The organism is Microbispora sp. GKU 823 (assembly GCF_002027145.1).
Lineage (GTDB): Bacteria > Actinomycetota > Actinomycetes > Streptosporangiales > Streptosporangiaceae > Microbispora > Microbispora siamensis.
This window is the reverse complement of the sequence record NZ_MWJN01000059.1, coordinates 17,520-31,723: the sequence shown is the minus strand read 5'-3', so window position 1 is coordinate 31,723 and position 14,204 is coordinate 17,520. Positions and strand designations below refer to the sequence as shown.

General features: G+C 70.6%; 13 protein-coding genes. 7 read left to right on the top strand and 6 right to left on the bottom strand.

Annotated elements, in window-relative coordinates:
- Nucleotides 1–37: 37 nt before the first annotated feature.
- Entirely contained in the window at nt 38–643 is a 606-nt protein-coding gene (locus B1L11_RS27235) for a superoxide dismutase (protein ID WP_079317405.1), read from the top strand.
- 122 nt (nt 644–765) lie between these two features.
- Here B1L11_RS27235 and B1L11_RS27230 read toward each other — a convergent pair whose 3' ends face one another.
- The 5 genes from B1L11_RS27230 to B1L11_RS27210 form a co-directional block, all read right to left on the bottom strand.
- Nucleotides 766–1,395, bottom strand: coding sequence for a TetR/AcrR family transcriptional regulator (locus tag B1L11_RS27230; RefSeq protein WP_256862924.1), 630 nt, complete (start codon nt 1,393–1,395; stop codon nt 766–768).
- Nucleotides 1,396–1,447: 52 nt separating this feature from the next.
- The gene (locus B1L11_RS27225; protein ID WP_079317401.1) at nt 1,448–2,653 is read right to left on the bottom strand and encodes a cytochrome P450; all 1,206 of its coding nucleotides are present in this window, start codon (nt 2,651–2,653) and stop codon (nt 1,448–1,450) included.
- A gap of 152 nt (nt 2,654–2,805) precedes the next feature.
- Complete coding sequence (locus tag B1L11_RS27220) at nt 2,806–3,108, bottom strand: STAS domain-containing protein (RefSeq protein WP_079317399.1); 303 nt, start codon at nt 3,106–3,108, stop codon at nt 2,806–2,808.
- On the bottom strand, nt 3,108–7,295 hold the full coding sequence (locus B1L11_RS27215; RefSeq protein ID WP_079317397.1) for a SpoIIE family protein phosphatase: 4,188 nt from the start codon (nt 7,293–7,295) through the stop codon (nt 3,108–3,110). The genes B1L11_RS27220 and B1L11_RS27215 overlap by 1 nt, the downstream gene beginning before the upstream one ends.
- A 177-nt stretch (nt 7,296–7,472) precedes the next feature.
- Complete coding sequence (locus B1L11_RS27210; protein WP_079317395.1) at nt 7,473–8,363, bottom strand: helix-turn-helix transcriptional regulator; 891 nt, start codon at nt 8,361–8,363, stop codon at nt 7,473–7,475.
- 203 nt (nt 8,364–8,566) lie between these two features.
- Here B1L11_RS27210 and B1L11_RS27205 point away from each other — a divergent pair, with 203 nt between their 5' ends.
- From B1L11_RS27205 to B1L11_RS27180, 6 genes are all read left to right on the top strand, one after another.
- Nucleotides 8,567–9,589 carry a zinc-dependent alcohol dehydrogenase family protein gene (locus tag B1L11_RS27205; protein ID WP_079317393.1) on the top strand — a complete coding sequence of 341 codons (1,023 nt, stop codon included), beginning with the start codon at nt 8,567–8,569 and terminating at the stop codon, nt 9,587–9,589.
- A 167-nt stretch (nt 9,590–9,756) separates the two neighbouring features.
- Nucleotides 9,757–10,164, top strand: coding sequence for a hypothetical protein (locus B1L11_RS27200; protein ID WP_079317391.1), 408 nt, complete (start codon nt 9,757–9,759; stop codon nt 10,162–10,164).
- A gap of 9 nt (nt 10,165–10,173) precedes the next feature.
- The gene (locus B1L11_RS27195) at nt 10,174–10,392 is read left to right on the top strand and encodes a helix-turn-helix transcriptional regulator (protein WP_079317389.1); all 219 of its coding nucleotides are present in this window, start codon (nt 10,174–10,176) and stop codon (nt 10,390–10,392) included.
- Between the two features lie 436 nt (nt 10,393–10,828).
- Nucleotides 10,829–12,028, top strand: coding sequence for an RNA ligase RtcB family protein (locus B1L11_RS27190; RefSeq protein ID WP_079317387.1), 1,200 nt, complete (start codon nt 10,829–10,831; stop codon nt 12,026–12,028).
- Nucleotides 12,029–12,233: 205 nt separating this feature from the next.
- The gene (locus B1L11_RS27185; protein WP_256862923.1) at nt 12,234–12,719 is read left to right on the top strand and encodes a peptide chain release factor-like protein; all 486 of its coding nucleotides are present in this window, start codon (nt 12,234–12,236) and stop codon (nt 12,717–12,719) included.
- Between the two features lie 9 nt (nt 12,720–12,728).
- Nucleotides 12,729–13,361 (top strand): LysE family translocator, encoded by a 633-nt coding sequence (locus tag B1L11_RS27180; protein ID WP_079317385.1) that lies wholly within the window; start codon nt 12,729–12,731, stop codon nt 13,359–13,361.
- A gap of 192 nt (nt 13,362–13,553) precedes the next feature.
- Here the strand turns inward: B1L11_RS27180 and B1L11_RS27175 are convergent, their stop codons facing one another.
- Nucleotides 13,554–14,183, bottom strand: coding sequence for a hypothetical protein (locus B1L11_RS27175; protein ID WP_143737590.1), 630 nt, complete (start codon nt 14,181–14,183; stop codon nt 13,554–13,556).
- Between the last annotated feature and the right edge of the window lie 21 nt (nt 14,184–14,204).

Here is a 14,204-nt window from a genome sequence, read left to right as displayed (position 1 = left end):
TCGTAGTTGCAAGTCATTTGCAATAAGGAGCTGTCTGATGACTCGGTACACGCTGCCGGACATGCCCTACGACTACGCGGCACTCGAGCCGGCGATCACGGGCGAGATCCTGGAGCTGCACCATGCCAAGCACCACGCGGCGTACGTGAAGGGTGCCAACGACACCCTCGAACGGCTCGCCGAGGCCAGGGACAAGGGCGAGTTCGGTGGCCTGGTCGGGCTGGAGAAGACGTTCGCCTTCAACCTGTCCGGCCACGTCCTGCACTCGATCTTCTGGCAGAACCTGTCGCCGGACGGCGGTGACCGGCCCGACGGCGCGCTGGGCGAGGCGATCGACGAGCACTTCGGCTCGTTCGAGGCATTCCAGAAGCAGCTCACCACGGCGACGAGCACGGTGCAGGGCTCGGGCTGGGGTGTGCTGGCATGGGAGCCGCTCGGCCGGCGCCTGGTGGTCGAGCAGGTGTACGACCACCACGGCAACGTCGGTATGAACACCACACCGCTGCTGGTGTTCGACGCCTGGGAGCACGCGTACTACCTGCAGTACCGCAACGTCCGGCCGGACTACGTCGAGAAGTTGTGGAGCCTGGTCGACTGGAACGACGTCATCGCCCGGTTCGAGGCCGCCCGCGCCGCGGCCTGAACCACCGGCCCCCGGCAGGGGGCCGTCCGCGACCGGCGACGGCCTGTGGGTACCCGGAGTCCTTCCGAGCACTGTTCCGACACAGGCCGTCGCTCACGCACCCTACGCCCGCGCCCGGCGCGTCACACGGGCCACCCGCCCCGTTTGCGCGGTGACCTGAGCGGCACGGCGGCCGGCAGCGGGGAAGCCGTGTCAGGTGACAGGGCGTCGAGGACGAGCGCGAGGTAGCGCCGCCAGCCGTCGCTGCCGGGATCCATCGTCCACAGCACGCCCATTAGCATGACCATGATCCTGGGCAGGTCGTCGGGGACGAGGTCGGCACGGATGAGCCCGGCCTGCTGCCCGCGCCGGGCCAGCAGGGTCAGCGACTCGATGAACGGACTGCTGGCCTCCGCGGTGACGGCGCCGGAGTTCCGGGCGGCGGCCAGGGTGTTGTGCTCACGGGCCGCCGTGGACATCGCCGCCTCGAGCACGGTGGCCAGGCCGCGCCGGGGATCGTCGTCGCCGAGCGCCCGTTCGATGGCGGGGGCGATGTCCTCGGCGAAGCTCTGGTCGAGGGCCGCCCTGACCAGGCCCGCCTTGTCGGGGAAGTGGCGGTAGAGCGTCGCGATGCCGACCCCGGCGCGGCGGGCGATGTCTTCGAGCAGCGCGTCGGGCCCCTGCTCCGCCCAGACCTCCCGGGCCGCGCGCAGAATCCTGCCGGAGTTGCGTGCGGCGTCGGCGCGCAGCCGCCGCGAGGTCTCGGTGGTCACCACCACAGGATAACCAAGTGATAGGTGACTATCGATTAGCTCCGTACGCCCGTCAGGGCTGGTCCCAGGTGACAAGCATGTGCTCGGGGCCCCGGGTGGACAACCCCGTCTTCCACACGACGTCGTCCTGCGAGCCGGCGAGACGGAGTCCCGGCAGCCGTGTGAGCAGTGTACGTAGGGCGACCTGCAGCTCCATCCGGGCGAGCGGCGCACCGAGGCAGTGGTGCGCCCCGTGCCCGAACCCCACGTGCGAGGCCTGCTGACGGTCGAATTCGAGGTCGTCGGGGTTCGTGTAGACCGACTCGTCGCGGTTGGCCGACACCAGGCTCACGACCACCGGCTCTCCGGCGCGCACCGTCACGCCGCCCAGCTCGACGTCCTCCAGCGCGTAGCGGGCGATGGAAGCGCCGTTCCCGAGCGGGACGAAGCGCATCAGCTCCTCGACCGCCCTGGGGATCAGGTCGAGGTCCGCGCGCAGCGCCGCGAGCTGCTCGGGGTGGGTGAGCAGCACGTAGACGAAGTTCGGGATCTGCGTGGCCGTGGTCTCGTGACCGGCGACCAGCAGCGCCTCGGCCAGCGACAGCATCTCCTCCTCCGACAGCCGCTCCTCGTTGTCGCGGGCCGCGACGAGCGCGCTGAGCAGGTCGTCCTTCGGGGCCTGCCGGCGCTGGGCGATGAGCCCCGCCATGTACTCCCGTAGCAGGCCCATGCACTGCACCACCTGCTCCGGGGTGAACCGCGTGGTGGACAGGAGCGCGTCCGACCAGGTGCGGAAGTCGACCCGGTCCTCGACGGGCACGCCCAGCAACTCGCAGATGACCGTGATCGGCAGCGGCAGCCCGAAGTCCTCGACGAGGTCGGCCGGGGCGCCCTTGGCCAGCATCGCGCCGACGAGATCGTCGGCGATCTCCTGCGTCCGTGGCCGCAGCAGTTCGATCCGCCGTACGGTGAACGCCTTCGAGACCAGCCTGCGCAGCCTGCTGTGCTCGGGCGGGTCGAAGCTGAGGATGCTCCCGGAGCGGGACTGGTGGGGCCGCATCCGCGGCTCGTCGCGGCCGATCGCCGCGGCCCGGCTGAACCGCGCGTCGCCCAGCACGACCTTGACGTCCTCGTATCGGGTCGCGAGCCAGGCGGGTTCACCGTAGGGCAGCCGGACCCGGCACAGCGGTTCCTCCTGCCGCAACCGGGAGAAGAGCGGGTCCACCTCCAGCCGCTCCACCTGACCGAAGGGGAAGGTCCGGGGTTCGACAGTGGTCATGATGCCTCCAGAGCGGATCGTCGTTCACCACGAGCCGTCGAGTCGCCACTTGATAGTCAACTATCACATGACTCGTGTAAAGAGATCAACGCAAGCGAGAGCAAAATCTCACTTGAGGCGATGGAACCGCAAAGAAGGCCGAAACGCCTGCCCTAACGGACGTCGGGGGCGCCCTCGTGGACGGTGGCGAGGTCCGCGAGCCCGGAGATGGTCAGGACGGGGGTCAGCAGCGGGTTGGCGATGAGGGTGATGCGGTCGGCGTGGGCGAACAGGACGCTCAGGCCCGCGCTGTCGAGGTATTCGACGGAGGTCAGGTCGATGACGACGGGCCCCGGGGTGCTCTCGAGAGCGGCCGCGAGGGTGTCGGTGTTGCTCATGTCGATCTCACCGGCCGCGGTCAGGAGAGCGACGCCGTCCGGGCGAACCCCAGGAGTGAGGGTCAGGGGCGTGGTCATCAGGCGATCCTCATCTGCATGTCGACGGTGGTGCCGTACGGGCCGGGGGTGATGGTGACCTGCTGCATCATGGCGCGCATGAGCGCGACCCCGCGCCCGCGGTGGGCGTTGGCCTCGGGCTCGGGGGACTTCCAGCGGCCGCTGTCGGCGACGGTGAGGCGCAGGTTGTCGACCGACGCCTCGGCCCGCAGGCGGACGATGTCGCCCGGGGTGTGGCGATGGCCGTGTTCGATGGCGTTCGCACACGCCTCACCGGCGGCGACCAGGATGTTCTGGACGATCTGGGTCGGCAGGTCGCACTGGCCGAGCCAGCTCCGCAGCGCCTTGCGGACGGGCGCCAGCTGGGACGACTCGGCGGGGAAGGTCATCTCCAGCGGGGCCGGGTGCCGGTAGAGCAGCAGAGCGACGTCGTCGTCGTAGCCGTCGGCGGGCGCCAGGCGGATCATCACCTGTGTCGCGAGGTCGTCGACGGCCACGTTCCTGCCGTCCTGTACGGCCTGGCTTGCCTGGTCGATGCCCGAATACAGCGGGCGGCGGCGGCGCTCGACCAGGCCGTCCGTGTACAGCATGAGCGTGGCGCGCGCCGGGATGACCGTCTCGCTCTCCGGGCGGGTCGCGCCCGGGCGTACGGCCAGGGGAAAGGAACGTCCGCCGTCGAGCAGGCCCGTGCTGCCGTCGGGGTGGGCGAGGATCCCCGGCGGGTGCCCGGCGCTGGAGTAGGACAGGCGCCCGGTTTCCGGGTCGAGTACGGCGCAGAAGACGGTGGTGCACTTGGCGCCTGGGACGCCGGCGGCGAACTGGTCCAGGGCCATGAGCACGCGGGCCGGGCTGTCGTCCTGCAGCAGCAGCGCGCGGCACGCGCTGCGCAGTTGTCCCATGACGGCGGCGGCCTCCACCCCTCGCCCGACGCAGTCGCCGACGACGATGCCGATGCGTCCCCCCGGCAGGGCGACCGTGTCGTACCAGTCGCCGCCGACCTCCAGGGGCCGGGTGGCGGGCTCGTAGCGTACGGCGAACCCTTCGGGCAGCTGGGCGGGGCCGAGGATGGCGCGCTGCAGCGCGATGGCGGTCTCGCGCTGCTGGTCGATCTGGTGGGCGCGCACCAGTCCCTGGGCGAGCCGCCCGGCCAGCAGCGACAGCAGCACCTGGTCCTCACCGGTGAAAGGCCGGTGGCCGCCCAGGTCGACCCACAGGGCAAGCTGGCCCTCGGGGTGCTCCAGCATGATGCCGACCCCGTCGTCGCCGGCGACGGGGGTGAGCAGAGGCCGCTGCAGCAGATCGGTGAGCGTACGGCGGCGTTCTTCGGGCAGCCCGTGCCAGTCCACCGGCTCACCGGTGGCGGTCAGGGTCGGCTCGTCGCCGTGGTCGAAGACGGCGGCCAGCACGGACCGGGCGCGCCACAGGCTCTGCAGTTCCCGCAGGGCGCCGGTCAGCGCGTCGGAGAGGCTCCCGGCCTGGGACAGGCTGGTGCTCAGCGAGGCGAGGGCGCTCTCGCGCTGGATGGCGTAATGCTCGGCGGTGACGTCGCGGAAGGTGCCGACGACGACCCGGCGCCCGGTGTCGGGATCCTGCGCCTGGTTGAAGGTGACGCTGACCCACATCCGGTGCCCGTCGCGATGCGTGACGGGGATGGTGTAGCTGCCCTGGCCCGGGCCGAGAAGGCCGCCGAAGGCGTCGGCGACCTGCCGGTGTGCCTCGGGATCGGTGGCGGCGTCCGGCCACCATGGGTGGATCGGCGTGTAGGGCAGGTTCTCGGGACCGTAGCCGAGGATGTCGGTGAAGGCGCTGTTGATCTCGACGACGGCGCCCTGCTCGTCGCAGACGAAGAACGCCTCCTGCAGCGAGTCCACCAGTGCGGTGCGCCAGCGCGCCTGGTGCTGGCGCAGCCGCGCCATGTCCATGTTCGCCCGCACCCGCGCGAGCAACTCCGCGGCGGCGAAGGGCTTGACCAGATAGTCGTCGGCTCCGGCCTGCAGGCCCTCGATGGACGCCTCCTGGCCCGCCCGGGCCGACAGCAGCACCACGGGCACGGCGGCGGTGCGCGGATCGGACCGCAGCGCCGCGACCAGGGACAGGCCGTCCAGTCGCGGCATCATCACGTCGCTGACCACGAGGTCGGGGGCGTCCGCGCGGATGGCGTCCAGGGCCTCCATCCCGTCGCCCGCGGTGCTGACCTGGTAGCCGGCGCCCTTGAGGAGACGCACGAGATACTCACGCATGTCGGCGTTGTCGTCGACGACCAGCACACGCGCCGGCGCGGCCGAGCCGCCGGACCGGGCGGCGGAGCCCTCGCGGGACGACATGCCCATCGTGTCCCCGGCGGGCTCGCCGCCGTCGTCCGCGGGCAGCCAGCGCAGCGCCTCTTCGACGTACGGGTCCGCGGCGGTGGCGCCCGCGCCGGTTCCGGCCGCCGTGATCGCCTCGGCGGGCAGGTGCGCGGAGCCGTACGGCAGGCGGATGGTGAAGCGGGTGCCCTCGCCCTCGGCGCTGTCGGCGGTGATGGTGCCGCCGTGCAGGCCGACCAGCTCCTGCACGAGGGCCAGCCCGATGCCGCTTCCCTCGTTCGACCGCGAGCGCGCGTTCTCGATCCGGTGGAACCGCTCGAACAGCCGCGGCACCTCGTCGGCCGGGACGCCGATGCCCGTGTCGGTGACGGTCACCACCGCGTGGTCGTCCTCCCCGCGCACGGTGACGCCGATCGAGCCCTCGAAGGTGAACTTGAGCGCGTTGCTGAGCAGGTTGAGCACCACCTTCTCCCACATGCCGCGGTCGATGTAGACCGGCTCGTCCATGGGAGGGCAGTCGACCCGGAAGGCCAGGCCCGCCTTGTCGATGGCGGAGCGGAAGAGGCTGGCCAGCTCGGCGGTGACCTCGGCCAGATCGACCGGCTCGTAGCTGGCCTGCATGCGGCCGGCTTCGATGCGGGAGAAGTCCAGCAGGGTGTTGACCAGCTTGCCCAGCCGCAACCCGTTGCGGCGGATGACCTCCAGCTCCTCCCGCACCTGCGCGTCGGCTCCCTGCAGGCGGCCGCGCAGTTCCTCCACCGGCCCCATGATCAGGGTCAGCGGAGTGCGGAACTCGTGACTGATGTTGGAGAAGAAGACGGTCTTCGCACGGTCGAGCTCGGCCAGTTCCTCCGCCCGCCGCTGCTGGGCCTGGTAGCTGCGGGCGCTCGCGACGCCCGCCGCGACGTGCCCCGCGGCCAGCTCGACGAACCCGCGGTACGCCTCGTCCAGCGAGCGGTATCGATTGAGCGCGGCCACCAGGAACCCGTACGGCGCACTGCCCTGCTGGAGCAGCGGCACCACCAGCGCCTGCGTGGGCGGCTCCGGCCAGTCTCCGGCCGGGAGACCGGCGAACGGGGCCCGGTCGTCAGGGACAGGGTCGAGCGACACGACCACCGACTCTCCCCGAGCCAGCGCCGCCGCGGGCCACACCGCGTCCCGGTCGTCGGCCGGCAGCGTGAGAGGTGCGGCAGGATGCCCGGCCGAGATTCCGGTCACCCCTGCCAGCCGTGCGCCGCCGCCGTCCTGGTACAGGTAGGTCAACGTGAACGGAAGGTCGCGCAGGTTGCGGCCGAGCTGCCGGCAGGCGAAAGCGAGCATCTCCTGCTCGGTGCGGACCACGCTGGGATCGGAGCCGAGATCCCGCAGGGTCGCCATGCGCCGCTCGCCGATGACCCGCTCGGTCTCCTCGCTGACGACGCACAACATGCCGACCACGGTGCCGGAGTCGTCCCGGAGGGGGCTGTAGGAGAACGTGTGGTAGGTCTCCTCCGGGTAGCCGGCCCGTTCGAGGAACAGCAGGAGCGCCTCGTCCCAGGTCGCCTTCCCCGTGGCCAGCACGGTGTCGATCCGCGGGCCGATGTCGTCCCAGATCTCCGCCCAGACCTCGCTGGCCGGCCGACCCAGCGCCCACGGGTATTTCCGGCCCAGCGTGTCGCGGCGGTAGGCGGCGTTGCAGAAGAAGGTCAGCTCCGGCCCCCACGCCATCCACATGGAGAACCGGGACGACAGCAGGATGCTCACCGCCGTCTGCAGGCTCTGCGGCCACTCCTCCGGCGGTCCCAGCGGTGTCGCCCGCCAGTCCACCAGCGCCAGATCCCGGCCGACCTCGTCGTCGGCGGCGAACACCCCGGATCCTGCCGCCGTCAGCGGCCCCTGCTCAGCGTCCTCACGGCGCGCCACTTGACACCCTTTCGTTCACCCGAGCCCAGCCCACCCGCGCCGGACTCCGTACCGTGCGTTGCCACGCGGCGGGCCCCGAGAGGTGCGGGGGAAGATCGGTGACACGTGCGCAGCACGATACTCCGCCCGGCGAACCAGGATGAATCGTACGGCGTGCGTGTCCGGCGGCTCCTGACGTCAGCCGGAGGGCAGCGGCTGCGTGCGGGAACCGGCTTCCTGGGTGGCGGCCCAGGAGGCGAGCAGGCACAGGCCTTCCTCCGATGGCGAGCCCGGTTCGGCGGTGTAGACGGTGAGGGTGAGGCCCGGAGCGGCGGCCATCTCCAGGCCCTCGTAGGCGAGGGTGAGGTCGCCCACAACAGGGTGGTTGAACCTCTTCACGCCGGTGCCGTGGTGGCGGACGTTGTGGGCGCCCCACCGGGTGCGGAACGCGTCGCTGCGGGTGGACAGCTCGCCGACCAGGTCGTGGAGGTCCTTGTCGTGAGGGTCGCGGCCCGCCTCGGTGCGAAGGATGGCGACGGTCATGTCGGCGGCCAGGTCCCAGTCCGGGTAGAAGCGGCGGGAACTCGGGTCCAGGAAGGTGTAGCGGGCGAGGTTCGGCGGCCGCTGACCGGTGGCGTACATGTCGCAGTAGAAGGCGCGCGCAAGCCGGTTGGCGGCCAGCAGGTCCATCCGGCCGTTGCGGACGAACGCCGGCCCGGCGGTGACCGCGTCCAGGGTCCACTGCAGGCTCCGATGCGGCGCCCACTGCCTGGTGGCGCGCTGCCGGGGCCGCGCGAGCGCGTCCGAGCCGTCGGCGGCCTGCGCGAGGTTGAGCAGGTGGGCCCGCTCGGCGTCGTCGAGCTGGAGTGCGCGGGCGACGGCTTCGAGAACGCTGGGGGACACGCCGGCGAGGTTGCCGCGCTCGAGTTTGGCGTAGTACTCGACGCTGACGTCGGCCAGCGCCGCGACCTCGCTCCTGCGCAGCCCGGGTACGCGACGCCTGGTGCCGGCGGGCAGCCCGGCCCGCTCGGGGGTTATCTTGGCGCGCCGCGAGACGAGGAACTCGCGGACTTCTTCGCGGTTGTCCACTCTTCGACCGTACGCGCTCGCGCCCGGTGGAAGGGATGTACTGCCAGTACACCCCTCACCAGGCACTCCCTGGTCGGGCGGGAAGCCGGTTACCTGGATGGCGTGGCACTTCCCTCCCGGCCGTGACCGCAGTGCGGAGGTGTGCCCCTGTCCGGTCCGTCCGTGACGGACCCGTACGACCCCGGCACGTAAGGAGCAGTCGAATGCGTGGTGTCGTGATGCACGCCCCCGGCGATGTCCGGGTGGAGCAGCGCGAGGACCCGAGGATCATCGCACCGACCGACGCGGTCATCCGCCTGTCGGCGACCTGTGTCTGCGGTTCCGACCTGTGGCCGTATCGCGGGATCGAGGCCGTCGGCGGCCCGTCCCCGATGGGCCACGAGTACGCGGGCATCGTGGAGGAGGTCGGCAGCGAGGTGACGTCGGTCAGGCCCGGCCAGTTCGTGGTCGGCTCGTTCTTCGCCTCGGACAACACCTGCGAGATCTGCCGGGCCGGCTACCAGCCCTCCTGTGTCCGGCGCGAACCCATCGGGCCGCTCGGCGCCCAGGCGGAGCGGCTGCGCGTCCCGCTCGCCGACGGCACGCTCGTCGCGACGCCGGAGGTCCCCGGCGACGACCTGATCCCGAGCTTCCTGGCCGCGTCCGACGTGCTCGGCACCGGCTGGTTCGGCGCGGTGGCCGCTCAGGCCGGCCCCGGCAAGACTGTGGCGGTCGTCGGCGACGGCGCCGTCGGCCTGCTCGCGGTGCTGGCGGCCAGGCAGCTCGGCGCGGAGCGGATCATCGCCATGAGCCGCCACGAGCCGCGGCAGAAGCTCGCCCTGGAGTTCGGGGCGACCGACATCGTCACCGAGCGCGGCGACGACGGCGTGGCGAGGATCAAGGAGCTGACCGGCGGGCTGGGCGCGCACTCGGTCGTCGAGGCGGTCGGCACCCAGGAGTCGATGCTGCAGGCCATCCGCGCCACCCGTCCCGGCGGGCACGTCGGCTACGTGGGAGTGGCCCATAGTGTCCGGCTGGACGGCACGGAGCTGTTCTTCTCCCACGTCCACCTGCACGGCGGCCCGGCCCCGGTGCGCCGGTACCTGCCCGAGCTGATCGACCTGATCTGGAACCGCCGGATCGACCCCGGCAAGGTCTTCGACCTCCGCCTCCCGCTCGACCAGGCCGCGGACGCCTACAAGGCCATGGACGAGCGCCGCGCCGTCAAGGCCCTGCTGCGCGTGTGATCGCGCCCTGTACGCCGGAGCGGTCATACCGACCGGTGCCCGGAGGTGACCGCCGGACGGGGCATGGCCTGCAGGTTCTACGCTGAGTTGGGCCCAAAATGTAAGGTGTCCCTTCCGTTGCGTCAACAGCGCTTTACTTTATGGAAGGGAAACCTTACATTCATCGCATGACAAAACAGGTGCAGCAGGACCAGGTGACGCGTGCGGCCCGCCGCGCTGTGCTCATCGACGGCATACCCGTGTCTACTTTGGGCGTAATAGCCCTGGCGCTGGGCAGCACCCCCGATCAGAGCACCGCCCAGAAGGCCTGGTGGATCGCGACCACCACCGTGTTCACCCTCGCGGTGGCCTGGGTGCTGCTGCGGGCATTCCGGCGCGCAGACGAATACCTGCGCAGGATTCAGTTGGAGAGCATGGCCATTGCGTTCGCCGCAGTCCTCGTGGGGCTGCAGGTGGCCACCCTGCTCGATGCCGCAGGCATCATCCGGCTCCACCAGCTCGCGCAGTTGATCCTCCTCGGTGGCGTGGCGATCTGGCTGCTGATCGCGGACCTGCGTACCCGCCTGCACCGGTGAGGGCGCAATATGAAGAACCGACTACGCGAACTGCGTGCAGCTCGCCGATGGAGCCAAGCCGACCTGGCCGATCGATGCCACGTCTCCCGGCAGGCCATCAACGCCATCGAAACCGAGCGGTACGACCCCAGCCTGCCTCTGGCGTTCACCATCGCCGACGTCTTCGGCCTGACCATCGAGGAGATCTTCCGACCTGACCGGGCGGAAGATACGAGCAACCCGGCCTGACATCAAGGAGGATGGCCGGCACGATTGCGGTGGCGCGACGTCGGCGGAACCGCAATCGTGCACTCGCCCCGGCCGTGTACGGACGCACCGCAGCCGCCTCCGCCAAGTCCGCCATTGCACAGCCAACCCTGAGCGAACTTCGAGACAAGGCCGACGAAGACGTCCGCGCACTCTGGACCCTGCTCGCACAGTGGCTGACGAGGAGGGACGGCGGCCTCAGCGTGTCGACCACGGCGCACCCGCATGTCGTTGAGTGAGGGTGTGCAGGCGTGCAAGTCCGTACGGCCGAAAATCGCTTGCCTCGCGCGGAGGGCTCAGGAAACGTTGTGTCCATGATGCTCTGACGGACAGCACCCCGCTGCTTTTCGAGATGCCACGGCGCCGACTCCCGCCGTAATGCCGCCCGTCCATTACCTGTTCAGCGAAGAGAGCGTCTTTGTCTCAGCAACACTCCCGGCAGGAGTTTCCGCCGCCGTCCATCCCGGCCACGGGGTCGGCCACCGTCGCCGTGTTCGCCTCCCCCACCAGTTGGATCGAGTCCGATGCCGTTGCGCAGTGCCACCAGGTGGCCGCCCTCGACGGCATGATGCACGTCGCCGCCATGCCGGACCTGCACCCGGGCAAGGGCGCCCCCATCGGCGCCGCCATGGCCTCGACCAGGCTGTACCCGTTCCTGGTGGGCTCCGACATCGGTTGCGGCATCGCCGTGTTCCCCGTCAAGCTCAAGCGCGCCGTACCCGAGAAGCTCGCCGCCCGGTTCCCCGATCTCGATCGCGCGCTGGACCCTGAGCAGGATGCGGACGACCCGGCCTGGGCCGTTGTGAAGGGCGATATTCCCGCCGGTCACGTCGAGGGCCTCGGGACGGTCGGCCGAGGCAACCACTTCGTCGAGCTGGCGCGCATCGGGACCGTCTTCGAGCCGGGCCACGCGAGCCGTCTCGGACTCGCCGCCGGCGACACGGTCCTGATCGTCCACAGCGGTTCCCGAGGGCTGGGCGAACGGATCCTGCGGGCCCACACTACGGTCCATGGCGCGGGCCCCGCCCCCGATCCCGGTGCCTACCTGGCGATGCATGACGACGCCGTACGCTGGGGATCACTCAACCGGCGGCTGCTGGCCGCCCGGGTCGCCCACGCGCTGGGGACAGAGCCCACCGAGCCGATCCTCGACCAGTGCCACAACCTGGTCGAGGTCCGCGACGGGATCTACCTGCACCGCAAGGGGGCGGCACCGGGCGACGGCCGCGATGTGCTCGTCGCCGGTACGCGAGGCACCCCTTCCTACCTGGTGGCCGGCCACGCCGGGCCGCACGCCAACCATTCCGTGGCGCACGGCGCGGGCCGCAAGATGTCCCGTGCGGACGCCCTGCGCCGGGGCCGGGCCAAGCACACGGTCGAAGAGCTGCGCCGCACACCGATGGGGTCGCTGGTGGTGTGCGGCGACCGCCAACTCCTCTTCGAGGAGGCACCGACGGCCTACAAGCGCATCGAGCAGGTCATCGCCGACCTCGTCGACCATGACCTGGCCACGCCCGTGGCCACCACCGTTCCTCTGGTCACCTACAAGACGCCCGACCTCGGGTCCACACCCCAAACAGACCACCGGGACCGCCACCGCAAGCGAGGCCGGCCGTGAGCGTCCACCTGCTCCTGTCAGCCGGGCGTGGCCCACAGGAGTGTGCCTGGGCGCTGGCCCAGTTGCTGCACCGCCTCGAAGCCGACGCCACCCGGCACAATCTGGAGACCCATCGGGCCCGAACCGTCCCCGGTGACCGGGCCGGCACCTACCGATCGGTCCTCATCCAGATCGTCGGAGACGGCGCCGAGGCATTCGCCGCCTCGTGGACCGGAACCCTGTGCTGGCAGGCCCCCAGCCCATACCGGGCCGGCACGGCCGGAAGAACTGGTACGTCATCGCGCAACCGTGCCAGGTCGACACCCCGCGCACGACGTTCGCGGAAGCAGACGTCGACATCGTCGCCTGCCGCACCGGCGGCCCCGGCGGTCAACATCGCAACAAGGCCAGCACGGCGGTACGGGCGACCCACCGGCCCACGGGGATCGTCGTCGTTGTCGACGCCGAGCGGCAGTTCAGCCTCAATCGCCGCATCGCCATACGGCTGCTGCGACAGACCGTCGAGCGCGGCGACGAGGCGGCGGAACGCGCCGCCGTCACCGGCCGCTGGCGCGTCCACGACGACCTCGTACGCGGCAACCCCACCCGCATCGAACGTCCGGAACCGCCGAAGAAGGAGCCGGCCCCGCAGAAGCAGACGCGCCGACGTCCCCGGCCTCACCCTCGAGGAGCTCATGGAGCCGAGCACTAGGGTCGACCTATGATTGTCGATCCCCACATCGTCGTCACGTTCTGCCTGGCAGCCCTCGTCGTCTCCATCGTGCCCGGCCCCGACATGCTGTTCATCGCCGCCACCGGCCTGGCATCAGGGCCCCGGGCGGGCGTGCTCGCGGCGGTCGGCATGTCCACGGGACTGGCCGTGCACACCACACTGGCGGCGCTGGGCCTGGGGGCGCTGTTGAGCGCCTTTCCCACGGTCTTCGACGTCATCCGCGTCGCCGGAGCCGCGTACCTGGTCTACCTGGCCGTCACGTCGTTCCTCGCCGCCCGCCGCGACCAGGACGTCCCCGGGCAGGAGCCCAGGGCGCCGCTGGGACGCGTGTACGGCAAGGCCGTGCTGACGAACCTCGCCAACCCCAAGGTGATCGCCTTCTACCTGGCGTTCTTCCCGCAGTTCGTCGACCCGGCCCGGGGCAGCGTGACCGCGCAGTTCTTCTTCCTCGGCGCGCTGTTCATCGTCGTGGGCCTGTCGGTCGACGCCTCCGCCGGATTGCTGGCCGGCCGCCTGGGCGACCTCGTCCGCGGGCGCCCGGCCGTCCAGAGATGGCTCCACCGGATCTCCGGCACCGTCTTCGCCGCGCTGGCGGTGCGCCTGGCGACGGACAGCCGATAGCCCGCACGCTCAACCACGTCCTCCGGGACCCATTCCCGGGACGAGCGGAAACGCCGGCTGCCGAGGTCCGCCGCGAAGCGAACAAAGGCAGCCGGCGTTCGCCTGCGCCCGATGTCCTGACCGGTCGCGATTCCGCCAGGAGCGCCGCTCACGGCCGGAAGCTCACCCGGTCGAGCCCGGACGATCGCCGGCTCATCCTGCCGAACCTGTGTAGCTGTACGTCGCGTTGCCGTGGACCGTGATACGCGACCACGGCTTCATGCTGGCATAGCATCCGTACTTCGCCACGCAGTACTCCAGATGGCGTTGCAGATGCGACCATGCCGATGTCGTCCCGACTCCGCCTGCTTGGTTCACCTGCAACTCTCGCATGTAAACAATGCTCTGAGCGTCGCTCAGGTAGTCGTAGCGATTCTGCCAGGAGGTCACCCGAGAGCCGTCGCGGCAGTAGACGACGCGGTGATGCCACACGTATATGCTCGACCCGAGCAGGCTCCGCTTACGGAACCAGACGTCCGCGTACGCACCGCAAACGGCGTGCGTGCTCGCGTCGTCGTTCGTGGTTGTACTGGACTCATCGGGTTTCGTGGGGTCCGGGACCTGCGCGGCGATCTCCGGATCGGATTTGAGCAACTCCAGATCCTCGTTCGTGTAGGTCCCGTCCGCCACTCGGGCGAGCGCATCCGCGATCGGGTCGCCCTGCGCCGTGGCAGCAGGAGGGCCGCTGAGGAGTACGGCCAGACCCAGCGCGGCGGCGACACTGAAACGAAGAGCGCGGCGTGCGGATCCAGTACTTTTGTGGAATCGTGGCTCGGCTGACATTCCGGTCCTTTCTCGGAGGGT

Excerpts from the sequence above, each read along its gene's own strand:
- B1L11_RS27235 (WP_079317405.1), top strand. The coding sequence starts at position 38 with ATGACTCGGTACACGCTGCCGGACATGCCCTACGACTACGCGGCACTC.
- B1L11_RS27225 (WP_079317401.1), bottom strand. The coding sequence starts at position 2,653 with ATGACCACTGTCGAACCCCGGACCTTCCCCTTCGGTCAGGTGGAGCGG.
- B1L11_RS27180 (WP_079317385.1), top strand. The coding sequence starts at position 12,729 with ATGATTGTCGATCCCCACATCGTCGTCACGTTCTGCCTGGCAGCCCTC.
- B1L11_RS27200 (WP_079317391.1), top strand. The coding sequence starts at position 9,757 with ATGACAAAACAGGTGCAGCAGGACCAGGTGACGCGTGCGGCCCGCCGC.
- B1L11_RS27205 (WP_079317393.1), top strand. The coding sequence starts at position 8,567 with ATGCGTGGTGTCGTGATGCACGCCCCCGGCGATGTCCGGGTGGAGCAG.
- B1L11_RS27195 (WP_079317389.1), top strand. The coding sequence starts at position 10,174 with ATGAAGAACCGACTACGCGAACTGCGTGCAGCTCGCCGATGGAGCCAA.
- B1L11_RS27220 (WP_079317399.1), bottom strand. The coding sequence starts at position 3,108 with ATGACCACGCCCCTGACCCTCACTCCTGGGGTTCGCCCGGACGGCGTC.
- B1L11_RS27175 (WP_143737590.1), bottom strand. The coding sequence starts at position 14,183 with ATGTCAGCCGAGCCACGATTCCACAAAAGTACTGGATCCGCACGCCGC.